This window comes from Marinobacter confluentis, assembly GCF_004785685.1.
In the GTDB taxonomy this organism is placed as follows: Bacteria; Pseudomonadota; Gammaproteobacteria; order Pseudomonadales; family Oleiphilaceae; genus Marinobacter; species Marinobacter confluentis.
Map to the genome: position 1 here is coordinate 66,537 of NZ_SRPF01000007.1, position 22,067 is coordinate 88,603.

21 protein-coding genes and 1 tRNA gene are annotated in these 22,067 nt (G+C 58.2%); 19 read left to right on the forward strand and 3 right to left on the reverse strand.

Features of this window, described 5'->3' with window-relative positions; genetic code table 11:
* The first annotated feature begins 18 nt into the window (after positions 1-18).
* From mltB to E5Q11_RS16600, 6 genes are all read left to right on the forward strand, one after another.
* Positions 19-1,029: a lytic murein transglycosylase B gene (mltB, locus tag E5Q11_RS16575; protein ID WP_225315070.1), complete on the forward strand. Its 1,011-nt coding sequence runs from the start codon at positions 19-21 to the stop codon at positions 1,027-1,029.
* Between the two features lie 15 nt (positions 1,030-1,044).
* Positions 1,045-1,896 (forward strand): septal ring lytic transglycosylase RlpA family protein, encoded by an 852-nt coding sequence (locus E5Q11_RS16580; RefSeq protein ID WP_191964489.1) that lies wholly within the window; start codon positions 1,045-1,047, stop codon positions 1,894-1,896.
* Positions 1,897-1,953: 57 nt separating this feature from the next.
* The gene (locus E5Q11_RS16585; RefSeq protein ID WP_135804569.1) at positions 1,954-3,129 is read left to right on the forward strand and encodes a D-alanyl-D-alanine carboxypeptidase family protein; all 1,176 of its coding nucleotides are present in this window, start codon (positions 1,954-1,956) and stop codon (positions 3,127-3,129) included.
* A gap of 21 nt (positions 3,130-3,150) precedes the next feature.
* Positions 3,151-3,420 carry an HP0495 family protein gene (locus E5Q11_RS16590; protein ID WP_135804570.1) on the forward strand — a complete coding sequence of 90 codons (270 nt, stop codon included), beginning with the start codon at positions 3,151-3,153 and terminating at the stop codon, positions 3,418-3,420.
* 4 nt (positions 3,421-3,424) lie between these two features.
* A complete protein-coding gene (gene lipB / locus E5Q11_RS16595; RefSeq protein ID WP_135804571.1) occupies positions 3,425-4,063 on the forward strand; it encodes a lipoyl(octanoyl) transferase LipB in 639 nt (212 codons plus the stop codon).
* Positions 4,064-4,189: 126 nt separating this feature from the next.
* Positions 4,190-5,605 carry an ABC1 kinase family protein gene (locus E5Q11_RS16600; protein ID WP_135804572.1) on the forward strand — a complete coding sequence of 472 codons (1,416 nt, stop codon included), beginning with the start codon at positions 4,190-4,192 and terminating at the stop codon, positions 5,603-5,605.
* Here the strand turns inward: E5Q11_RS16600 and E5Q11_RS16605 are convergent.
* Positions 5,575-6,015 (reverse strand): YqaA family protein, encoded by a 441-nt coding sequence (locus E5Q11_RS16605; RefSeq protein ID WP_135804573.1) that lies wholly within the window; start codon positions 6,013-6,015, stop codon positions 5,575-5,577. The genes E5Q11_RS16600 and E5Q11_RS16605 overlap by 31 nt on opposite strands.
* Before the next feature lie 218 nt (positions 6,016-6,233).
* Here E5Q11_RS16605 and E5Q11_RS16610 point away from each other — a divergent pair, with 218 nt between their 5' ends.
* Positions 6,234-6,485: a GrxA family glutaredoxin gene (locus tag E5Q11_RS16610; protein ID WP_135804574.1), complete on the forward strand. Its 252-nt coding sequence runs from the start codon at positions 6,234-6,236 to the stop codon at positions 6,483-6,485.
* Between the two features lie 66 nt (positions 6,486-6,551).
* On the opposite strand, the gene E5Q11_RS16615 is transcribed toward E5Q11_RS16610, so the two are convergent.
* Positions 6,552-7,814 carry a 6-phosphofructokinase gene (locus E5Q11_RS16615; RefSeq protein ID WP_135804575.1) on the reverse strand — a complete coding sequence of 421 codons (1,263 nt, stop codon included), beginning with the start codon at positions 7,812-7,814 and terminating at the stop codon, positions 6,552-6,554.
* Positions 7,815-7,967: 153 nt separating this feature from the next.
* On the opposite strand from E5Q11_RS16615, the gene mpl reads away from it, so the two are divergent.
* The 4 genes from mpl to E5Q11_RS16635 all read left to right on the forward strand — a co-directional run bounded on the left by mpl (position 7,968) and on the right by E5Q11_RS16635 (position 13,287).
* Positions 7,968-9,356, forward strand: coding sequence for a UDP-N-acetylmuramate:L-alanyl-gamma-D-glutamyl-meso-diaminopimelate ligase (mpl, locus tag E5Q11_RS16620; protein ID WP_135804576.1), 1,389 nt, complete (start codon positions 7,968-7,970; stop codon positions 9,354-9,356).
* Positions 9,357-9,391: 35 nt separating this feature from the next.
* On the forward strand, positions 9,392-10,039 hold the full coding sequence (locus E5Q11_RS16625) for a flavin prenyltransferase UbiX (RefSeq protein ID WP_135804577.1): 648 nt from the start codon (positions 9,392-9,394) through the stop codon (positions 10,037-10,039).
* 121 nt (positions 10,040-10,160) lie between these two features.
* Entirely contained in the window at positions 10,161-11,306 is a 1,146-nt protein-coding gene (locus tag E5Q11_RS16630) for an acyl-CoA dehydrogenase family protein (protein ID WP_135804578.1), read from the forward strand.
* A 124-nt stretch (positions 11,307-11,430) separates the two neighbouring features.
* Positions 11,431-13,287 carry a hypothetical protein gene (locus tag E5Q11_RS16635; protein WP_135804579.1) on the forward strand — a complete coding sequence of 619 codons (1,857 nt, stop codon included), beginning with the start codon at positions 11,431-11,433 and terminating at the stop codon, positions 13,285-13,287.
* A 151-nt stretch (positions 13,288-13,438) separates the two neighbouring features.
* Here E5Q11_RS16635 and E5Q11_RS16640 read toward each other — a convergent pair.
* A tRNA-Leu gene (locus E5Q11_RS16640) sits at positions 13,439-13,525 on the reverse strand.
* A gap of 303 nt (positions 13,526-13,828) precedes the next feature.
* Here E5Q11_RS16640 and rnr point away from each other — a divergent pair.
* From rnr to alr, 8 genes are all read left to right on the forward strand, one after another.
* Complete coding sequence (gene rnr, locus E5Q11_RS16645) at positions 13,829-16,396, forward strand: ribonuclease R (RefSeq protein ID WP_135804580.1); 2,568 nt, start codon at positions 13,829-13,831, stop codon at positions 16,394-16,396.
* A 3-nt stretch (positions 16,397-16,399) separates the two neighbouring features.
* Entirely contained in the window at positions 16,400-17,137 is a 738-nt protein-coding gene (gene rlmB / locus E5Q11_RS16650; protein WP_135804581.1) for a 23S rRNA (guanosine(2251)-2'-O)-methyltransferase RlmB, read from the forward strand.
* 187 nt (positions 17,138-17,324) lie between these two features.
* The gene (gene rpsF, locus E5Q11_RS16655) at positions 17,325-17,765 is read left to right on the forward strand and encodes a 30S ribosomal protein S6 (RefSeq protein ID WP_135804582.1); all 441 of its coding nucleotides are present in this window, start codon (positions 17,325-17,327) and stop codon (positions 17,763-17,765) included.
* A 28-nt stretch (positions 17,766-17,793) separates the two neighbouring features.
* Positions 17,794-18,024, forward strand: a complete 231-nt coding sequence (gene rpsR / locus E5Q11_RS16660) for a 30S ribosomal protein S18 (protein ID WP_007154918.1) — start codon at positions 17,794-17,796, stop codon at positions 18,022-18,024.
* 26 nt (positions 18,025-18,050) lie between these two features.
* Entirely contained in the window at positions 18,051-18,917 is an 867-nt protein-coding gene (locus E5Q11_RS16665) for a hypothetical protein (RefSeq protein WP_135804583.1), read from the forward strand.
* A 20-nt stretch (positions 18,918-18,937) separates the two neighbouring features.
* Positions 18,938-19,384 (forward strand): 50S ribosomal protein L9, encoded by a 447-nt coding sequence (gene rplI / locus E5Q11_RS16670; RefSeq protein WP_135804584.1) that lies wholly within the window; start codon positions 18,938-18,940, stop codon positions 19,382-19,384.
* Positions 19,385-19,548: 164 nt separating this feature from the next.
* Positions 19,549-20,946, forward strand: a complete 1,398-nt coding sequence (gene dnaB / locus E5Q11_RS16675) for a replicative DNA helicase (RefSeq protein WP_135804585.1) — start codon at positions 19,549-19,551, stop codon at positions 20,944-20,946.
* Positions 20,946-22,022: an alanine racemase gene (alr, locus tag E5Q11_RS16680; protein ID WP_135804586.1), complete on the forward strand. Its 1,077-nt coding sequence runs from the start codon at positions 20,946-20,948 to the stop codon at positions 22,020-22,022. The genes dnaB and alr overlap by 1 nt, the downstream gene beginning before the upstream one ends.
* Positions 22,023-22,067: the final 45 nt, after the last annotated feature.

Consider the following 22,067-nt stretch of genomic DNA (forward strand, 5'->3'; position numbering starts at 1 on the left):
ATTTCAAAAGGAGTTTCCGTGGGAAAGTTACTGAAAGCCTGGAGTCTTTGTCTTTGTGGCCTGACATTGCCGGCCATAGCCGGGGCCGCGGATTATCAGGCATCGCCCGAGGGCCAGGCTTTTATCAGAACAATGGTTGAAGATTATGGATTTGAGGCTGGCCGGGTAGAGCGTCTGCTGAGCGACGCCCAGCGCAAGCAGGCCATTCTGGATTCGATCAGCCGCCCCGCCGAGAAGACCATGGAATGGCACAGTTACCGGAAGATTTTTATCCGCCCGGAGCGGATTGCCCAGGGCCAGGAATTCATGGCCAGCCATGCCGATGCTCTGGCCCGGGCAGAGCAGGAGTATGGGGTACCGCCGGAGATCATTGCCGCGATTATTGGCGTGGAAACCTGGTACGGGCGTTATCTTGGCAATTACCGGGTTCTGGATGCCCTGGCAACGCTGGCGTTTGATTACCCGCCGCGCAGCCGGTTTTTTCGCAGCGAGCTGGAGCAGTTCCTGCTGATGACCCGTGAGCAGGGCCTGGACCCCCTGGCGCTGAAAGGCTCCTACGCCGGTGCCATGGGTTACGGCCAGTTCATATCCAGCAGTTACCGCCATTACGCGGTGGATTTTGATCAGGACGGCGTTGCCGACATCCTGACCAATCCCGTCGACGCTATTGGCAGCGTTGCCAATTATTTCAGCGAGCATCACTGGCGAGCCGGGGAGCCTGTTGCTGACCGGTTGAGTCAGGACTTGCCAGCGGATTCGCGATTGCTGACCAGCGGACTCAAACCCAGCCTGAACGTTGCCGATTACCGTAAGGCCGGGTTACCGGTGCCCGACTCGGTCAGTGATGCGCTGCCAGCAAGAGCCCTGCGCCTGAAAGCCGAGAGCAATCATGAAGTTTGGCTCACATACCGTAACTTTTACGTGATAACCCGCTACAATCACAGTCACTTGTACGCGATGGCGGTCCATCAGCTTTCAGAGGCGTTGAAAGCGGGTGGCGAACGTGATGAACAGCAGACAGACGGGTAGTTATTCGTGAACAGAATGGTCTTCTCAGCGGTCCTGGTGGCTGCGCTGCTATTATCCGGGTGCGGTACGTCACCCCCTGATCATTCGTCCCGTTACACCATTGATCAGGATCGTGCCCCTGAGGGCAACTTCGATGTTTCCGGCCTGGCAGACGCCACGCCCCGTTATGAGCCGCCACGGTCCGCCGGCAACATGTCGACCTATACGGTCTGGGGCAAGTCCTACAACGTGCTTGGCTCCAATGAGAACTACGTGAAACGGGGCACCGCCAGCTGGTATGGTGAAAAGTTCCACGGCCACAAGACGTCCAACGGTGAAACCTTCGACATGTACGCTATGTCGGCGGCCCACAAGAGTCTGCGAATCCCGAGCTATGCCAGGGTGACCAACCTTGATAACGGCCGATCGGTGGTTGTGCGAGTGAACGACCGCGGGCCCTTTCATGGCGACCGGCTGATTGACCTGTCCTATGCGGCCGCGAAAAAACTGGGTTACCTCGGCAGCGGAACCGCCCGGGTCGAGGTGGCGGCGATTACCGTCAGGCCGGATGGCTCCATGACCCTGGCCGGCCGGCCCTTCGGTGAGCAGCCAAGTCCCGTATCTGGCGGCGAATCGGCGGGCGAAAACCGGGCGCTGTTTGTCCAGCTTGGCTCTTTCAGTCAGCGTCATCCTGCACAGACCCTGCTTGATCGGGCCAGAAGGCTTGTGGAAGCCCCCATGCGTGTGAGAGAAGTTGTCACTGCTTCGGGCCGGTTTCATCGTGTTCAGGCCGGGCCATTCAACAGCGAGGGCGAAGCTCTCGAGGCACAGACATCGTTACAGGCTCAGGGATTTGATGATTCGATTCTGCTGACCGACAACCGATAAACCGACACTCACTTAATACTGAACGGACCCATGGCATCTACCAACATGTTTTCTATCATGCTTTCCAGACTTTTCTTCGGACCTCTTTGCGCCATTGTCGCTTTTCTGGCTCTGACAGCGCTGCCAGTGGCAACAGCCTCTGCCCAATCGGTGCTGATTCCCTCACCACCACAGATAGCGGGCAGTTCCTACGTGCTGATGGATCCGCTTTCCGGTCGGGTGATCATGGAAGACAACAGCCATGAGCGTTTACCGCCGGCCAGCCTGACCAAGATGATGACAGCCTATATTGTCGAGCGTGAGCTGGATGAAGGCCGGATCTCCATGTCCGATATGGTGCCCATCAGCGTAAACGCGTGGCGCACGGAAGGTTCCAGAACCTTTGTCCAGGAGGGGACCGAGGTCTCCGTTGAGGACCTTCTGCGGGGCGTGATCATCCAATCCGGCAATGATGCTTCCGTGGCGCTTGCCGAGTTCGTGGCAGGCAGCGAAGGCGCCTTTGTGGACATCATGAACCAGCAGGCTGAACTATTGGGAATGAATGAAACCAGCTTTGCCAACGCCACTGGCTTGCCGGCGCCGGATCACTTCTCTACTGCGAGGGATCTGGCGCTGTTGGCCCGGGCAATCATCAATGACTATCCGGAAAACTACCCGCTCTACGCGGAGAAACATTTTACGTACAACAACATTCGCCAGCCAAACCGGAACAGTCTGCTGTGGCGGGACGACAGCGTTGATGGCCTGAAAACCGGGCATACCGAAGAAGCCGGCTATTGCCTGGTGGCGTCGGCCAAACGCAACGACACCCGCCTGATCGCGGTGGTTATGGGGGCCAGCAGCACGGCTGCCCGGGCCCAGGAAGTCCAGAAAATGCTGAACTACGGTTTCCGCTACTACCAGACCGAGCGCCTTTTCAGTAACGGCCAGGAGCTTCTGGAAGCCAAGGTCTGGGGCGGCCAGAGCGACCAGCTTTCGGTGGGTATTCTTGAAGATGTTCACGTGACCATCCCGAGAGGGTCCCGAGACTCGCTGGAATCGGTCATTGAACTGGATACCGTGATCAAGGCACCGGTGTCGGTTGGCGATGAGCTTGGCCGAGTCAAAGTCACCCTTGACGGTGAGACCGTGGTTGACCAGCCGGTATTGGCACTCAGCGACGTGCCCGAAGGTGGATTTTTCAAGCGCATCTGGGATGCCATCAAGCTTTTCTTTGTACAACTGTTTGAGTAGCCGTTGTGGGAGTCAGATTCAATGAGTGATCCGAAAGCGCCGAAAATTGAATTTCCCTGCGATTACCTGATCAAGGTAATTGGGGATTCAGCGCCCGATTTTGTCGAGTTCGTTGTTTCCGTAGTGGAAGGCCACGCCCCCGGTGTCGATGAAAACAAAGTGACCGTGAAAGACAGCAGTGGCGGACGTTTTGCCTCTGTAAATCTGACCATCTGGTGTACCGGCGAGCCACAGCTCAAGGCACTATTTGCCGATCTGAAGGCCAGCGGCCGCGTTCACATGGTGCTCTGACCGGATGGCGGACCTGATCATCCGTGCTCTGGGCACGCAGCCCTATCCCGAAACCTGGGAGGCGATGAAAGCATTTACCGCTGACCGCGGGCCGACAACCACGGATGAGCTCTGGTTTCTGGAGCACCCGCGGGTGTATACCCAGGGCCAGGCTGGCAAAGCCGAACATATTCTGGCTCCGGGAGACATACCGGTGATTCAGGTAGACCGGGGCGGCCAGGTGACCTATCACGGGCCCGGGCAACTGGTGGTTTATCTGTTGCTGGATCTGACGCGCAGGAAAATGGGTGTCCGTGACCTGGTAACAGCTATTGAACAGGCTATCGTGCAATGTCTTGCCGGCGTTGGGATCGAGGCCGCGCCCCGTTCAGACGCCCCGGGCGTTTATGTGAATGGGGCAAAGATTGCCTCCCTCGGCCTGCGGGTCAGGCGGGGTTGCAGCTTTCACGGGCTGGCACTGAATGTGGATATGGATATGGAGCCTTTTGCCCGTATTAACCCCTGCGGCTACGCGGATATGCCCATGTGCCAGGTGAGGGATTATGTTCCCGACGTTGATCTGGCTGATATCAGTGCCATGTTGACCAGTTCCCTGCAGACAGGGCTTGGCGCTCAGGCCGTGTCGCGGGTCGCTGGCTGGTAAATGCTCGGCATTGTGAGACCTGCCATCCCCGAGGTAACGCATCGGTAAGGTCGTAGCCTGGTTTGATCCGTATAATGAGCTAGCGGGGTCAGACCCCGAAATTCGTCAGGCCCGAACAGGATTCAGATGGCATCCAATCGTAAAGGTAACTCGGTTGCGCGCATTAAAACCGGGAGTTTCGAACGCAGGCTATCGCTGACCAAAGCGGGGCTTTTCGCGGGTACCCGCGTGGCTTCTCATATGGCAACCAACTGGTTTGGCGGTAAGGAAAATCGTGAAGCCCGTCATCGGGCCATGATGTCCAGCCAGGCGCAGATGCTGGTGGAGGAGCTTGGCAGGCTTAAGGGCAGCGTGGTGAAGATTGGCCAGGTCATGGCGCTTTACGGTGAGCATTTTCTGCCGGAGGAAGTGACGGAAGCTCTTCACACCCTGGAAGATCAGACCACATCGCTGGAATGGTCCGCTATTGAGCGGGTATTGAAAGACGAGCTGGGTGCAGACCGACTGGCGGAGCTGGACGTGGATCCAGAGCCCATCGGCGCCGCCTCCCTGGGGCAGGTACACAGGGCCAGGCGCAAATCCGACGGGCTGGAGCTGGTGCTGAAAGTGCAGTATCCCGGGGTAGATGAAGCGGTCGACAGCGACCTCAACTCAGTCGCTCACCTGTTGAAAATCGCCCGGTTGGTGTCCTTTGGCCCGGAATTCAGGGACTGGCTGGAAGAGGTGCGGGCCATGATGCACCGGGAAGTGGACTACCGGCTGGAGGCTGAGACGACAGAGAAGTTCCGGCTGATGCTGGGCCAGGATCCGCGCTTCGTGGTGCCCCGGGTGTTGCAGGAATACTGTACCGCCCATGTGATTGCGTCGACCTTTGAATGCGGACACTCGGTAAGCTCCCCGGCGGTCCGTGAGCTTTCACTGGAGCGCCGGAGTGCGTTGGGCCAGGCGGCGCTTGAGCTGTTTTTCCGGGAACTGTTTGTCTGGGGTGAAATCCAGACTGACCCCAACTTTGGCAACTACCGTATCCGCATTGCCGGCGAGACTGGCACCGACAGCGATCACGACCAGATCGTGCTGCTGGATTTCGGCGCAGTGCAGTCTTACTCGCCCCAATTCCTCGACCCGGTGATCCAGATGATCCGGGCCTCCTATGAGGGTGACCTGAACGACGTGGTTGACGGTGGCATCCGACTCAATTTCATGAGCAGGGACTGGCCTTCGGAGGTGCTGGACAAGTTTGGCTCGGTCTGTATGTCGGTGTTGGAGCCGCTCTCGCCGAATCAGCAGGAATGGCCTGACTATGCGGTGAACAGCAAAGGCGAATATCGATGGAAGCAGAGTGACCTGCCTTCGCGGGTCGCCCGTCAGGCAGCGCGCTCGGCCATCAGCCGTTATTTCAAGGTACCACCAAAGGAGTTTGTGTTCCTGAACCGCAAGTTGATCGGTGTTTACACCTTTATCGCGGTGCTGAACGCAGAGTTCAACGGCGAGCCGCTGCTCAAGGAATACCTTTACGGCGACCCCGGGGTGCCGGAGGCCTGAAGCACCGCCCAGATGACGAAGGCGTAGCGCAGCCCTTTGCCAATAGCCACCAGCACCACGAAGTTCAGCCAGGGTACGCGCATGATGCCGCCCACCAGGGTCAGTGCGTCGCCGCCAATGGGCAGCCAGCCCAGCAACAGTGACCACTGACCATAACGGTTGAACCGGTTACGGGCCTTTTCAAGCTGCGCGTCTGACACCGGAAACCAGCGTTTGTGTTTGAACCGGTCAACCTGCCTGCCGATAACCCCATTGATAACCGAGCCAATGGTATTGCCGGCGGTCGCCCAGAGCCAGATGCCCCAGAGCGAATAGCCCTGGGTGACCATGCCCCCAACCAGAATTTCGGAATAGGCCGGTAACAGGGTGGCTGCCGCCAGTGCCGTGAAGAAAAGAGTGATGTAGGCCAATGGTTGATCCCGAATCTGGCTGCAGCTTACCCGCGAAGAGACGACAGGCTACCGGACGGCGGAAGTGGTGTGCAACCAATAGCCTAATGGCTGCATCAACTGCTGCTATCAGTATCATTCAGCCCCTTAATTTCATTTTTGTGCAGCTATGCCGTCATAATGCGCGTCATCGATGCGGCTCAGGAATGCCGTCCATTTTTCGGATCAGGAGTTAGACGATGGAACAGGTGACGATTTTCGGCCGCTCGTCCTGTGGATTCTGTACACGCGCCAGGCAGCTGTGTGAGATCAATGATCTGCACTACCGGTATGTGGACATTGAAGCCGAAGGTATCAGCAAATCTGATCTGTCCCAGACCATTGGCAAGCCGGTTTACACGGTCCCGCAGATATTTGTGGGCCAGGAGCATGTCGGCGGTTTCGATCATTTCTCGGCCTACCTGGCGCGGGCGGGCGCTAGTACTGGTTGACCGGTCACGCAGAAAAAGGGCGACAAAGGGTTATGCCCTGTGTCGCCCTCGTCATAAGCCGACCCTTCACATCTGGAAGTCGGCCTTCAGTTTCTTTTCGACCAGCTGGTTTTTCAGCTTTGCCACTCTTGGCAGGCCGTTGTCGAACGGCGGAAAGCTTTCGCCGTAAATCAGCGGCTCCAGGTAATCCCGACAATCCTGGGTGATGCCGTAGCCATCGTCTGTGATGTAGTGAATGGGCATTTTCTTTTCCTGATTGGCCACCTCGCTCAGGGGCGCCTCACCAATGTGCCAGCGGTAAGGGCGTGACTGCTCCCGCACAATTGTGGGCATAAGCGCCTGCTTGCCTGCCAGGGCCATCTCAACCGCCACCTTGCCAACGGCATAAGCCTGCTCAACGTCCGTTGCTGAGGCAATATGGCGGGCGCTGCGCTGAAGGTAATCCGCCACTGCCCAGTGGTATTTATGGCCGAGGGCCTGCTTGACCATGTTGGCCAGTGCGGGAGCCACGCCGCCCAGCTGGGTGTGGCCGAAGGCGTCTTTGGCGCCGGCATCTGCCAGGAAACGACCATCCTCGTACTGGGCGCCCTCGGAGGCCACCACAACGCAGTAGCCGTATTCTTTCACGCAGAACTCAACCCGTTCCAGGAACCGGTCGCGCTCAAAAGGCACTTCCGGAAACAGAATGATATGCGGCGGTTCGCCTTCACCTGCGCCGGCAAGGCCACCGGAGGCCGCAATCCAGCCAGCGTGGCGGCCCATGACTTCCAGAATGAACACCTTGGTGGAGGTGTCACACATGGAGCGGATGTCCAGGCTGGCCTCCAGGGTCGAGGTGGCGATGTACTTGGCCACTGAGCCGAAGCCGGGGCAGCAGTCGGTGAAGGGCAGATCGTTATCGACGGTTTTGGGTACACCAATACAGGTAATCGGGTAACCCATTTTTTCTGCAAGCTGGGACACCTTGAAGGCCGTATCCTGGGAATCGCCTCCGCCGTTGTAGAAGAAGTAGCCGATGTCGTGGGCGCGGAAGACCTCGATAAGGCGCTCATATTCCCGGCGGTTTTCGGAGAAATTTTTCAGCTTGTGGCGGCAGGAGCCAAAGGCGCCGCCCGGGGTGTGAATCAGCGCCTGGATGTCGTCATCGTCTTCCAGGCTGGTGTCGATCAGCTCTTCCTTCAAGGCGCCGATAATGCCGTTACGCCCGGCGTAGACTTTTCCTATCTGATCCGGATACTTGCGCGCGGTCTGGATGACGCCACAGGCACTGGCGTTGATGACGGCAGTGACGCCGCCTGACTGAGCGTAGAATGCGTTGCGAATGGCCATTTCGGGGGGAAGCTCCTGCAGTTTCTTCGAATGCCGCAGATGATACGTCAATCGTTGTTTTTTTTCATGAGCCAAACGTCATAACTGAGTGCTTGACGACCCGAGGACGATACGGGAGGCTTTGCAGGTTTATTTCAGGAGGCGTTTAGCGGAATGCATATTCACATTCTCGGGATCTGTGGGACCTTCATGGGAAGCCTGGCCGTTCTGGCGCGGGAGCTGGGACACCAGGTCACCGGCTCTGATCAGGGCGTCTATCCGCCCATGAGCACCCAGCTTGAAGCCCAGGGCATCGGCCTGATGGAAGGCTACAGCGCCGACAACCTTAAGCCCACGCCGGATCTGGTGCTGATTGGTAACGCCATGTCTCGTGGCAACCCGGAAGTGGAGGCGGTGCTCAACCGCAATATCGATTACATGTCCGGCCCGGAATGGCTGTCCCGGGAAGTGCTGCGTCATCGCTGGGTATTGGCAGTGGCGGGCACCCACGGCAAGACCACTACCACCTCCATGTTGTTGTGGATTCTTGAGCAGGCGGGCTTCGATGCCGGTTATCTGGTGGGCGGCGTGCCCAATGATTTTCCGGTGTCTGCGCGGTTGGGCAGCAGCGATTTCTTTGTGATTGAAGCGGACGAATACGACAGCGCGTTTTTCGACAAGCGTTCCAAGTTCGTCCATTACCGCCCGCATACGCTGATCCTCAACAACCTGGAATTCGACCACGCGGATATTTTCGACAATGTGGAAGCCATCGAGCGCCAGTTCCATCATCTGGTGCGAACCGTGCCTTCCAACGGTCTGATTGTGCGCCCGGCAGTGGACCAGCACCTGGACAGGGCGCTGGACATGGGCTGCTGGACCAGGGTTCAGGAAACCTCTGTGAACAGCGAAGTGGCCTACATGAGCGATTGGCGGGCGGAACTGCTGAAGGAGGATGGCAGTGAATTCATGGTGGTTCATCGCGAACAGCCCGTGGCGTCGGTCAAATGGTCCCAGACCGGGATGCACAGCGTGCGTAACGGCCTGGCCGCCATTGCCGCCGCCCGCCACGTGGGCGTTACGCCGGATCATGCCATTTCCGCGCTCAGCCGGTTTTCCGGTGTCAAACGGCGGATGGAACTGCTGGCGGATGTGGGCGGCATTCAGGTGTATGACGACTTTGCCCATCACCCGACCGCCATAGCCACGACTCTGGAAGGCTTGCGACACAAGGTGGGCGCGGAGCGGATTGTGGCCCTGATCGAGCCCCGCTCCAACACCATGCAGCAGGGCGTGCATCAGCAGACTCTGTTGCCCAGTGCGGCTGCAGCCGATCACGTAGTCTGGGCGAACCTGAATAAGATGGACTGGCTGCCGGCGCTGGTTGCTGCCAGTGCCGAGGACGGCTCGCAGCGCCACCGTGTGGAGTCTACCCTTGAAGCATTGATAGAGCAGGTAGCCGGGCAGGCGACCGCGCCCTGCCATATCGTGATCATGAGCAACGGCGGTTTTGGTGGCATTCATCAGAAGCTGATTGCCGAACTCGAACGTAGATCTGGCTGAGTTTGACGAAACCTGGCTGAAATGGACTGCAGAATATGACCGATGTTTCCCGCGACAGGCGCGTAATCAACCTGGCCCTCACTGGTGCGTCTGGTGCCCAGTACGGACTACGCCTGTTGCAGTGCCTGGTGGCTGCCGGCTGTCAGGTGCATGTAATGATCAGCAAGGCCGCGCAGATTGTGATTGCGACGGAAACCGACCTGAAATTGCCCGGCAACACCGCTGCCCAGCAGGAAGCCCTTTCGGGCTACGCGGGCGCGGAGGCGGGGCAGGTCATCGTGTTCGGTCGGGAAGACTGGTTCTCACCACCGGCTTCCGGCTCCGGCGAGAAAGCCCCTCTTGTAATCTGCCCCTGCAGCACAGGGACCTTGTCCGCTCTTGCCACCGGTGCCAGCAATAACCTGATCGAGCGGGCGGGGGACGTGGCTCTGAAGGAACGACGCAAACTGATTCTGGTGCCCCGGGAGGCGCCATACTCCGAAGTCCACCTGGAAAACATGCTGCGCCTGACCCGCATGGGCGCGGTCATCATGCCCGCGAGCCCCGGCTTCTATCACAATCCGCAATCCATCGCCGACCTGGTGGATTTCATCGTGGCCCGGTTGCTGGATCATCTTGACCTGCCTCAGGACCTGATGCCCCGCTGGGGTGAAGAACGGCTGGCCGCAAGGAAGACCGACTGACCTGGCTGACCAATCCACGATGGTTTTGGTCAGCCCGATTGACGTTTTTCATCATTGAGCGGTCAGCTCCCACAGTCAAAACTGGTTTAACGATAACAACACCGTTTTGCTGAGGTTCACCATGATTCCACGCACTCTCTTTGATGCCGACCTGGAAGGCTTTCGCGATTCAGTTCGCAGATTTCTCCAGCAGGAAGCGGCCCCGTACCACGCCCAATGGGAAAAAGACGGTCAGGTAAGCCGGGAGCTCTGGACCAAAGCGGGTGAGCTGGGTTTCCTGTGCCCGACCATGCCAGAAGAATACGGCGGCGCGGGTGCCGACTTCCGGTACAGCGCGGTGATTATGGAAGAAGTGTCCAGCGCCGGGCTGTCCGGCATTGGCTGGACCCTGCACTCGGATATCGTGGCGCCTTACATCCTGAACTATGGCTCCGATGCGCAGAAAGCCTATTACCTGCCGAAGCTGGTCTCGGGTGAATTGATAGGCGCTATCGCCATGACCGAACCTGGCGCGGGCTCCGACCTTCAGGGCATCAAAACTACTGCAGTCAAAGACCCATCCGGAGAGCACTATGTTCTCAACGGCAGCAAGACCTTCATCACCAACGGCCAGATGGCAGATCTGGTGATTGTGGTGGCCAAGACCGACCCGAAAGAAGGCGCGAAGGGTATCAGCCTGTTTATGGTGGAGACGGCCTGGGAAGGATTTGAAAAGGGCCAGAACCTGAATAAGGTGGGTATGAAAGCCCAGGACACTTCTGAACTCTTCTTCCAGGATGTCAAAGTCCCCGCCGACAAACTGCTGGGCGCCATGGAAGGGCAGGGCTTTTTCCAGTTGATGCAGGAACTGCCGGCTGAACGCCTGCAGGTGGGCCTGACTGCCGTTGCCGCTGCAGAAGCCGCCTGGCAGTGGACCCTGGACTACGTTAAAGAGCGCAAGGCCTTTGGCAAGCCGGTGATCAAGTTCCAGAACACGCGCTTCAAACTGGCGGAGCTCAAAGCCGAAATCACCGCGGCCCGGGTCTTCTGCGACCGCTGCCTGGAACTGCATCTGGAGAAGAAACTGGATATACCCACGGCGGCCATGCTCAAGCAGCACACCACCGATCTTCAGTGCAAGGTAATGGATGAGTGTGTGCAACTGCACGGTGGTTACGGGTATATGTGGGAATATCCGATTGCCCGGGCCTGGGCGGATTCGCGGGTGCAGCGCATCTACGCCGGCACCAATGAAATCATGAAGGAAATCGTTGCCCGGTCATTCTGACGGGCAGTGATCGCCTCGGTCTACAGTTACCTAAGTTTACAAATTGCCAAACCTATCAAGGTTCGAATAGGCAGGATCCCCTACAGTAGCGGCACAACCTCTAACAAGGACAATGGTTGCCGCAATGATACGCCTGCTTCCTGTTTCCACTGCTCTCTTCCTGCTGCCCTTTCTGCTGATTGGCTGTGGCGATGAATCCGATTCCCTGCCGGCCGATGGCCGGGATTTCGACGCCGAAGGCTACATTGCCGGTAAGCCCTATACCGGGCGGGTTATCGATGGCTATCTCGAGAATGCGCGGGTCTGGCTGGATTTGGACGGAGACGGCCAGCACACTTCGGGGCCACTGCTACTTCAGACCAGCGCCGGTGTCGAGGTAGAACTGCCGGGCGGTGAACCAACAGCCATGACGGCAGCAGACGGCCGTTTTTCATTGGACGTATCCGAGCTTGAGCAGGATCCGTCGGTGTCGCCGGATCTCGACCCCCGGGACTATCCGCTGATGGCATTAGCGCTGCCCGGGCAGACCATTGAACACACCGGGTCCGGGCAGCGGGTGCTGGAGCAGGCCTTCATGATCAGTGCGCCCCCTGGTATTCGCAATGTCACGCCGCTGACCACCCTGGTTCGCCAGCGCCGTGTAAATGGCATTGGTGAATTTCTGGTGGGCACCAGCGACCTTGCCCTCGCCCTTGGCAATATCAACCTGGTCAGCGACTTTGTGCGTTCCGGGGATGAGCGCGCCCAGGCATACGCCAGCGCGTTTGCCCGCTTTCTTTCTTCCCAGCTGCCGCAGGACTACAAGGATATCCTCCGGGATGGCGACGGCACCGAGAGGTTCCTGAGTGCTGAAGCAGTGAGACTGATGGGCATCTCGTTTGCCCGGAATGCTCTGTCCATCGTCCAGATCGTCGATGAAGCGGCCATTGACGGTGATTACGCCGGCATTGATATTAAAAGCCTGGTTTTGCCGGAAATCGAACTGGAGCTGGATGATTCAGTGATCGTCAGTAGCCAGAAGGTTTTCGCCCGCGCCGCCAGCGGCCTGCCCTCCTCTTTTATCGGCCTGGATGCACTGGCGGAAATGGATTTCAGATACGCCGAAGATGGCCGGCTTACAGCCGTTGTTACAAACGGCTGCATGACTCCCTCGTTGGCGGAAATGGTCAGGCTCATCAACGCCGACGGGAAAATTGCGGCCACCGGAACCCAGTGGATACCCGCTCTGTCCCTGAACCAGAACAGTGGCACTTTTTACGATCAGGAAGGTGTCGACGAGCGTCTGACCTTTGACTGGAATAACGGCACGGCCGCTTTCGAAACCACCACCACCTGTCACGCAGGGCTGGCCGATGCCTCGGAATTCGGCGGGCCACCGGAAATCTCCTATGAATGGACGCTGACCAACGGCCGGGTGACTTCATTGACTGCAACCAGCAATAACAAGACCGAAGTGCTGACGCCGGATTACGCGTTCAGCACGGATTTCGTCGTCGGGTCGGTTCGTAACGTCGATAACATAGAGGAAGAAGTGATTGATCTGTTGGCACAGCCCCAGTCCTGCGCGGGCGACATTATGCCGGAAGACGCAGATGAGCCACAGGTGGTGTCAGCAGTTCAGCCCTTCACCGTAACCGGCGACCTGCCAATACCGAGCGGTTTCAGCAATCTCCGGCTGGAGCTGGATACTCGTGACGGACTCTTTCGCCCGCTTCGGTACCCGGTTCTCAATGAAGAATTCCAGACAACGGAAGGTGTCAGCAATAGCACGGGGTTTGAGTGGAACTTCTATTACCCGACTGAAGCGTCCGGAGATCTGATTCTCGATCAGCCCAACCTGATCAAAACGGCCTACCTCGCCCGCTACGATGGTCAGAGGAGCTGCGGCAGGGATTTTGGCTCGACACCTGCGTCTTCCTACGCCCGGGTCGAGTATTCCTACCAGCGACTGTCAGAATTCCTGGCGGGGCAGATTCAGTAACCGCGACGATCCTGGGCGAGAGTTGGGCACAACAAATCGCCCGATTCGCTCGGTTTCGTGACTCTCGTCGGTAAACGGCTTCGAAAATAGTCAGCAACCGGGGATGATGTGTTCGAGAATAATGTCTGATTGCATTTCCTGGGGAAGGAAATGGTGCCGAGGAGAGGACTTGAACCTCCACGGGGTTGCCCCCACTAGCACCTGAAGCTAGCGTGTCTACCAATTTCACCACCTCGGCAGGTGATTTGCAGTCATTCGGTTGGGTTTCAACACCTCAGCGTGCTCTCGCTTGCTTTAGATCATTGAAATTCCGAACATTCTGCCTGGCCACTCCGTATGCGGCTGACCAATGGCGCGTACTTTAATCATTCGCAAAAAAACTGTCAAATGTTTTTTCGCCATCAATCGCGCTGTATCACGGGCTTATTTTGGCCGCTTGTTAGCCAGCGGCAGGCCGGCGGCGTTATACTCCTGCGACAGTTAACATCAACGATACACACTAGTCACCGGCTGCTTTGGAGCAGTTGGCAGAAGGACACGAATGGTTTCCAGAAAAAAATCCGATCAGGACCCCCATGCCCAGCGTGAGGCAGGCAAATACGACAATCCGATTCAGAGTCGCGAATTCATTCTTGCGCACCTGAAAGAACGCGGGGCGCCGGCCACTCACGAAACTCTGTGCTCTGAGTTTGGTCTTGATTCAGAAGAGAGCATTGAGGCACTCCGGCGACGCCTGATCGCCATGTGCCGTGACGGCCAGATGATCTGCAACCGGCGCGGTGCCTACCTGCCGCTTGAAGATGCCGACCTGGTGTCTGGCCGGGTGATTGGTCATAAAGACGGTTTTGGCTTTCTGGTGCCGGATGATGGCGGCGGCGACCTGTTCCTGACCGCCCGCCAGATGCGTCTGGTGTTTCACGGTGACCGCGTCGCGGCCCGTGTTGATCGGGTAGACGACCGAGGTCGCCGTGAAGGCGTCATCGTGGAAGTTCTGGAATACCGCACCACCCAGACGGTCGGCCGGTTGTTCCAGGAAAGTGGTATCTCCTTCGTCGTGCCGGAAAATGCCCGGATCAATCACGAGGTACTGATTCCCGCCGAGCACATCAATGAAGCCCGGCATGGGCAGTATGTGGTGGTTGATATTCTGCGCCAGCCTTCGGTGCGCACACAGCCACTGGGCAAGATCGTGGAAGTGCTGGGCGAGCATATGGCGCCGGGTATGGAAATAGATGTGGCGATCCGCTCCTACGATATTCCCCACAGCTGGCCGGCGGCGGTGGGTGAGCAGGCCGCAGGTATTGCCGATGAAGTCACCGAGCAGGATAAACAGAACCGGGTTGATCTTCGCGGCCTGAACCTGGTCACCATCGACGACGAAACCGCCCGGGATTTCGACGATGCCATCTACTGCGAGCCAAGGCCCAAGGGCGGGTACCGTCTGCTGGTGGCGATTGCCGATGTTTCGCACTACGTCCGGCCAGGCTCGCCGCTGGATGAAGAGGCGATCAACCGGGGTAACTCGGTGTATTTCCCCGATCACGTTGTCCCCATGCTACCGGAGAAACTTTCCAACGGTCTCTGTTCACTGAACCCGGGGGTTGACCGCCTGTGCATGGTTGCTGACATGACGATCAGCGCGGCTGGCAACATCAGCGGCTACAAGTTCTATCAGGCGGTGATGCACAGTAGTGCGCGGCTAACCTACAACAAGGTCAGCGATATTCTGGAACGGCCGGATTCCGAGCCCGGATATCGCCTGTGCGAGCAGTACGCCGATGTGCTGCCTGACCTGCACAATCTTTACGGGCTCTACAAGCTTCTTCGCAAAGCACGTACAGAGCGTGGTGCCATCGATTTTGAAACCACCGAAACCCGTGTGGTTTTTGATGCAAACCGCAAGATCGAGGAAATCGTGCCGGTCACCCGTAACGATGCCCACAAAATCGTGGAAGAGTGCATGCTGTGCGCCAACGTGGCCACGGCGCGGTTCCTTAAAAAGCATAAGGTTCCTTCGCTGTATCGGGTGCACGACGGGCCTTCTGAGGAGCGCCTGGCTGCCGTTCGTCTTTTCCTGGGTGAACTGGGCCTGCAACTGGGCGGTGGCGACCGGCCAAGCTCTGCAGATTATCAGGCGCTGCTGGCCAGTATTTCCGAACGCAGCGATGCCAACGTTATCCAGACGGTGATGCTGCGGTCGCTCAGCCAGGCGGTCTACAGTCCGGAAGAGGGCGGGCACTTTGGTCTTGGCTTTAACAGCTACGCCCACTTTACCTCGCCAATCCGTCGCTATCCGGACCTGATCGTTCATCGCGGCATCAAATCAGTGATACATGGCGAAGAAGGCTCCAAAGACGTGGAAGTCCCGCCGAAACGCGATCCGCAACTGGCTGAATACCCTTACGACCATGCCCGCATGCAGCAACTGGGCGAGCACTGCTCGATGACTGAGCGCCGGGCCGATGACGCTACCCGTGACGTCATGGCCTGGCTCAAGTGTGAGTACCTGCGGGATCAGGTTGGCGAGGAGTACGACGGTGTTATTGCGGCGGTGGTGCCCTTCGGTTTCTTTGTGGAGCTGTCAGGCGTCTACATTGAGGGCCTGGTGCACGTGTCCACGCTTGCCGGCGATTTTTTCCATCACGATGCCGCCAAGCACCGGTTGATCGGTGAGCGCACGGCACAGAGCTTCCGCCTGGGCGACGAGGTCCGGGTGAAGGTGGTTCGGGTTGGAATGGAAGATCGCAAGATTGATCTTGAGCTGACCAGCGAACCCCAGCACCGGGAAGCCGACCGCGATGCCTTGAATGTCACCAAGCGCCCACCGAAAGACAAAGACAGGGCCCGCGGTAAAGGTCGCAGCAAACCAGCAGGCGGCAGCAGGAAGCCGGCAGATAAGCCAGCTCGCTCACGCAAGCCTGCCAACCCGGAGGTGCCGCCTGCCGATAACAACGGCGACATGTCCGCGCGGGAGCGGCTGGTGGCTGAAGCCGCCAAGCTGGCCCTGGACGGCAAAAGCAAGAAAGGGCAGGGTAAGCCCAAAGCTTCCGGGGGTGAGCGCAAGCGCAAGTCCGGTAAATCCGGAAAGCAGGGCAAGTCAGGGAAATAGCGCGTGTCTGAAGAGTTTATTTTTGGCTGGCATGCGGTCGAAGCGGTTCTCAAGCAGGAGCCTGCACGTTTGCAGCAGGTCTGGATTCAGACCGGTCGTCAGGATAAGCGGGTACAGAGTGTCACCGAAACCCTCGACAGCCTTGGGGTCGCCTGGCAGGTCGTGCACCGCAAGGAGCTGGACAAACGGGTTTCCGGCGTCCACCAGGGGGTCGTTGCCCAGGTGTCGGAAAGCCGGGAGTGGACAGAAGACGATCTGCTGCAGTCGTTGGCCGCTCAGGGTGAACCGCCTTTCCTGTTGATTCTTGACGGCGTGACCGACCCCCATAACCTTGGCGCCTGCCTGCGTACGGCTGATGCAGTGGGCGTTCAGGCGGTGATCGTGCCGAAAGACAAGTCTGCCTCACTGTCGCCGACCGTCAGAAAGGTCGCCTGCGGTGCCGCCGAGACGGTGCCGCTGGTCCGGGTTACCAATCTCGCCCGTTTCATGCGCGTGCTCCGTGATGACGGCGTCTGGCTGATTGGCACAGCGGGCGAGGCTGACAGAACGCTGTATCAGGCTGATTTCAAAGGGCCTGTTGCGCTGGTGATGGGTGCTGAGGGTAAAGGCATGCGGCGGCTCACCCGGGAACACTGCGACCTGCTGATCAAGATCCCGATGCAGGGCCAGGTCGATAGCCTGAATGTCTCCGTGGCGACCGGCGTCTGCCTGTATGAAGCACTGCGACAACGGCTTGCATAGAACGCCCGACACCCCTAGAATATCGCACCCCTTTTAAACAGGGGTGCTTTCGCTTTGTCTTTTGATAGCCGACGAGAGTCGGTTTTTATTTAAGAGCAAAAAGAAATCGGCAGCGTGTCTGCCACCTCCTTGCTTCTTGCTGAATGATTCATTCTGCAGGGGGCTGTCTAAACCGTAGGGAGAACTCATGCGTCACTACGAAATTGTATTTATGGTACACCCGGATCAGAGCGAGCAGGTGCCCGCAATGATCGAGCGTTATACCAACACCATCACTGAAGATGGCGGGCAGGTACATCGCCTGGAAGATTGGGGCCGTCGTCACCTGGCATACCCGATCAACAAGATTCACAAAGCCCATTACGTACTGATGAACGTTGAATGTTCACAGGCTGCAATGGACGAGATGACTCACAACTTCCGCTTCAACGATGCCATCATCCGCGACATGATTCTGCGCCGTGACGGTGCCGACACCGAACTGTCGCCGATGAAAGCATCCGAGTCCCGCGAAGATCGTCGTGGCGGCGGTGATGATCGCCCGCGTCGTTCCGCTGAATCTGACGACAACGACAGCGACAATGATCGCGGCCGTCACCAGTCGGATGATCAGGACGAAGAAGAGTAAAACATTACCGGAGTTGAGGAGTTAAGTTATGGCTCGTTTTTTCAGACGTCGTAAGTTCTGCCGGTTCACGGCAGAAGGTGTGAAAGAGATTGATTACAAGGATCTGGACACACTGAAAGGTTACATCACTGAAACCGGCAAAATCGTGCCCAGCCGTATCACCGGCACCAAAGCACGTTATCAGCGTCAGCTGGCTACCGCTATCAAGCGTGCCCGCTACCTGGCACTGCTGCCGTATTCGGATAGCCACGATAACTAAGTAACAGAATTACAGGACTCGGGACCATGCGTGCACTGGCACAGTTTGTAATGCGCGGTCCCCTGCAGGCAGGCGGGGTAGCGGTTGTTGCGACAGCCATTCCCCTGGTGTTCTGGGTTGGTGCTGCTGTTGTTGGCCTGGTTATTCTCAGGCTTGGCATCAGCCAGGGGCTCAATATCGGGCTCTGGGCGTTACTGCCGGCACTTGGCTGGGCCTGGTTGGGGCAGAACCCCATGGCTCTGGCTGTGGTGCTTCAGGTCATGCTGATGGCATCGGTGCTCAGAGTCACGCTGTCCTGGGACAGGGCGCTGCTTTCGGGCAGTTTCCTTGCCATAGCGATGGGGCTGCTGGTGCCCATGTTATACCCCGAACTGATCGACACACTGGTTCAGATGGGGGTGCAGGTATACCAGAATTATGACCCCGAAATGGCGCAGAGCTTCGGAGACAGCCTGGAGCGCGCCATTCGGCAGACCATGACGGCCAGTATGGCCGGCACCTATCTGCTGGCAGGTGTCGGGATGACCATGCTGGCGAGGTCCTGGCAGGCCGGGTTGTACAACCCGGGGGGATTCCAGAAAGAGTTTCATGCTCTGCGGATGTCTCCAGCCCTTGCGGGTATCTGCGTGGCAGTCATGGTGGTGGGCACCGTCATTGGGCTTAATCCGATGCTGGTGGCCTGGGCCGGGGGCTTGCCATTGTTCCTCGCGGGCGTGGCATTGGTGCACGGCGTTGTTGGCCTGAAGGGCCTTGGCGGCCAGTGGCTGGTAGCCTTCTACCTGGCGTTGGTGTTTCTGGGCCCGAGTCTGTTATTTGTATTGCTGGTTCTGGCGTTTGTGGATAGCTGGTTGGACATCAGAGGGCGTATCAAGCCCGCAGGTCCAGCTGAATAAAGCACGAAGAGGTTAACGAGATGGATGTTATTCTGCTCGAAAAAGTAGCAAACCTTGGTTCACTCGGTGACAAGGTAAAGGTTAAGGCCGGTTACGGTCGTAATTTCCTTCTGCCCTACGGCAAGGCTGTTCCTGCAACTGCAGACAACCTTAAGGCGTTCGAAGAGCGCCGTGCCGAGCTTGAGAAAGCCGCCGCTGAAAAGCTGGCTGCTGCCCAGGCTCGCGGAGAAGCCCTGAACGGTGCATCGGTTACGATCACTTCCAAGGCTGGCGAAGAAGGCAAGCTGTTCGGTTCTATCGGTGTGCGTGACATCGCGGATGCGATCACCGCTGCCGGTACCGAGGTAGAAAAAAGCGAAGTTCGTCTGCCGGAAGGCCCCCTGCGCGTTGTGGGTGAGTACGAAATCGAGCTACAGCTGCACTCGGACGTAAGCGTTTCTATCAATCTTGCGGTTGTTGCTGAGTAAGCGACCCGAAAGATTGCCGGTAACACTGGGTCTTCAAGCCTGCTGAGACAGGCTGTTGAAGGCTTTGCGCAAGACAGGCCCGGTTCCACTTGAATGTGGAATTCCGGGCCTGTTGCGTTCTGGTGTATGCTAGTGGCTACTGAAATCCAGACGAAGATGTATCAATGGCCAACCCCAATTTTCAAGCGGTTTCCAGCGACCCGGAAACCAGCCGAATCAAAGTTCCGCCCCATTCCGTAGAAGCCGAACAGGCCGTGTTGGGTGGCCTGATGCTGGACAATCGCCGGTTTGACGAGATTGCCGAGATCATTTCTGCCGCGGATTTTTACCGCCAGGATCATCGCCTGATATTTGGCGCAGCCGAGCGCCTCGCCGGCGACAGTGAACCCCTGGACGTGGTCACCCTCGCCGAATTTCTGGATCGTGCCGGCGATATCGAAGATGCCGGTGGGCTGTCCTACCTGGCGGAGCTTGCAGAGAAAACTCCGGGCGCTGCCAACATTCGCGCCTACGCCGAGATCGTTCGCGAACGCTCGATCCTGCGTCAGCTGGTGGAAGTGTCGGGGAAAATTTCCGATTCGGCCTTTAATCCGCAGGGACGTAACAGCAATGAGGTCCTGGACGAGGCCGAGCGCAATGTTTTCCAGATTGCCGAATCGAGGGTCAAGGAGGGCACCGGCCCCCAGACCATCAACCCGATCCTGACCAAGGCCCTGAGCCGCATCGAGGAGCTGTTCGAGTCCGGTGAAACCACCACTGGCCTGACGACCGGCTTCAAGGATCTGGATGAGTGGACATCGGGTATGCAGCCGTCCGATCTGTTGATTGTCGCTGGCCGCCCGTCCATGGGTAAAACCACCTTTGCCATGAACATCGTCGAGAACGCCCTGATAAGCACTGGGGCGCCGATTCTGGTGTTCAGCATGGAAATGCCCGCCGATGCGCTGGTGATGCGTATGCTGTCGTCCCTGGGCCGCATTGACCAGAGCCGGATCCGTAGCGGCAAGCTGGAAGAAGACGACTGGCCACGGCTGACCTCCGCCGTGAGCCTGTTGAAAGACAAGCCACTTTATATAGATGACACGCCCGGGCTGAGCCCCACTGAGATGCGGTCGCGGGCAAGGCGCATCGCCCGTGAAAACGGCGGACAGCTGGGGCTGATCATGGTGGATTATCTTCAGTTAATGCGGGTCCCGGGCAACACCGAAGGCCGTACCGCCGAAATTTCGGAGATTTCCAGGTCCCTGAAAGGTCTGGCGAAAGAGCTCAGTTGCCCGATGGTAGCGCTTTCCCAGCTTAACCGGAGTCTGGAGCAGCGCCCCAACAAACGGCCGGTGAACTCGGATCTGCGTGAATCCGGTGCGATTGAGCAGGATGCCGACGTCATCATGTTTGTTTACCGCGACGAGGTCTATAACGAAGACACGTCTGACAAGGGCATTGCCGAGATCATTATCGGCAAGCAGCGGAACGGGCCGATCGGTACCGTTCGCCTCGCATTTATCGGTAAGTACACCAAGTTTGAGGATCTGGCCCACGGCGACTACGGTGGGGACTACTGATGCCGCGATCGACCATTGCCAGAATTGACCTGAATGCGTTGCGGTATAACTACCGCAGGGCTGCGGAACTGGCCGGCGACGCCCGTGCCATGGCCGTGATCAAAGCCGATGGCTATGGCCACGGTATTGGTGACGTTGCCAGGGCATTGCAGGACGAAGCACCAAAGTTCGCAGTGGCCTGTATTGAAGAAGCGCTGGCTATACGCGAAGCCGGTGTGTCGGTGCCCGTCGTGCTGCTGCAGGGGCCTCATAGCCCGGAAGACGTGGACACCAGCGCGCGGGAGAATTTCGAACTGGTGATCCACAGCGATCACCAGTTACCCTGGCTGGCAGCGACGGATGCGGCACCGGTTATCTGGATAAAAGTAAACACCGGCATGAATCGTCTGGGGTTTTCGCCTGAACAGCTCAATGGCGTTATGGCGGCACTGGCTGATTCGGGCGCCGCCTCAGGTGTGACAGGCTTCGTCACCCATTTCGCCTGTGCCGACGATGAACAAAGCACACGTACGGCGGAGCAGACAGACTGTTTTATCCGAGCCACGGCGCCCTGGCCGGAACTTTCCAGAAGCCTGGCCAATTCTGCCGCCCACTTCAGGGAAGAGCAGCCAATGTACGACTGGACCCGCCCGGGCATCATGCTTTATGGCGGTTCGCCCATGATTGGCAGGCTGGGGCCGGATCTGGGCCTTCGACCGGTTATGACGCTGGAGGCAGAACTGACCAGCGTGCGCACCATCAAGGCAGGTGAGGCGGTGGGCTATGGAGGGTCCTGGATAGCGCCCGGGGAAACACGGATGGGCATTGTTGCTGCGGGTTATGGCGATGGTTACCCACGACATGCGGGCACGGACACGCCAGCCTGGGTGAACGGCCAGCGTATCCGTCTGATTGGCCGGGTGTCCATGGACATGCTAGCCGTGGATCTGACCGCGGCGCCGGACGCGAAACCAGGTGATACCGTCGAATTGTGGGGCCGACATGTCTCAGTAGACGAAATCGCGCGGCACGCCGGCACCATTGGCTATGAACTGCTGACGGGCGTTACTGTCAGGGTGCCGCGGGTCTGTGAATGATTTCCTCGTTAAAATCCAAACGTTTAATGGGAGGCAGTAACGCCT

Coding starts and splice junctions, on each gene's coding strand:
- alr (WP_135804586.1), top strand. CDS start 20,946: ATGCCGCGATCGACCATTGCCAGAATTGACCTGAATGCGTTGCGGTAT.
- rpsR (WP_007154918.1), top strand. CDS start 17,794: ATGGCTCGTTTTTTCAGACGTCGTAAGTTCTGCCGGTTCACGGCAGAA.
- E5Q11_RS16630 (WP_135804578.1), top strand. CDS start 10,161: ATGATTCCACGCACTCTCTTTGATGCCGACCTGGAAGGCTTTCGCGAT.
- E5Q11_RS16590 (WP_135804570.1), top strand. CDS start 3,151: ATGAGTGATCCGAAAGCGCCGAAAATTGAATTTCCCTGCGATTACCTG.
- rnr (WP_135804580.1), top strand. CDS start 13,829: ATGGTTTCCAGAAAAAAATCCGATCAGGACCCCCATGCCCAGCGTGAG.
- E5Q11_RS16625 (WP_135804577.1), top strand. CDS start 9,392: ATGACCGATGTTTCCCGCGACAGGCGCGTAATCAACCTGGCCCTCACT.
- E5Q11_RS16610 (WP_135804574.1), top strand. CDS start 6,234: ATGGAACAGGTGACGATTTTCGGCCGCTCGTCCTGTGGATTCTGTACA.
- rpsF (WP_135804582.1), top strand. CDS start 17,325: ATGCGTCACTACGAAATTGTATTTATGGTACACCCGGATCAGAGCGAG.
- E5Q11_RS16635 (WP_135804579.1), top strand. CDS start 11,431: ATGATACGCCTGCTTCCTGTTTCCACTGCTCTCTTCCTGCTGCCCTTT.
- lipB (WP_135804571.1), top strand. CDS start 3,425: ATGGCGGACCTGATCATCCGTGCTCTGGGCACGCAGCCCTATCCCGAA.
- E5Q11_RS16600 (WP_135804572.1), top strand. CDS start 4,190: ATGGCATCCAATCGTAAAGGTAACTCGGTTGCGCGCATTAAAACCGGG.
- dnaB (WP_135804585.1), top strand. CDS start 19,549: ATGGCCAACCCCAATTTTCAAGCGGTTTCCAGCGACCCGGAAACCAGC.
- rplI (WP_135804584.1), top strand. CDS start 18,938: ATGGATGTTATTCTGCTCGAAAAAGTAGCAAACCTTGGTTCACTCGGT.
- E5Q11_RS16585 (WP_135804569.1), top strand. CDS start 1,954: ATGCTTTCCAGACTTTTCTTCGGACCTCTTTGCGCCATTGTCGCTTTT.
- E5Q11_RS16665 (WP_135804583.1), top strand. CDS start 18,051: ATGCGTGCACTGGCACAGTTTGTAATGCGCGGTCCCCTGCAGGCAGGC.
- E5Q11_RS16615 (WP_135804575.1), bottom strand. CDS start 7,814: ATGGCCATTCGCAACGCATTCTACGCTCAGTCAGGCGGCGTCACTGCC.
- mpl (WP_135804576.1), top strand. CDS start 7,968: ATGCATATTCACATTCTCGGGATCTGTGGGACCTTCATGGGAAGCCTG.
- E5Q11_RS16580 (WP_191964489.1), top strand. CDS start 1,045: ATGGTCTTCTCAGCGGTCCTGGTGGCTGCGCTGCTATTATCCGGGTGC.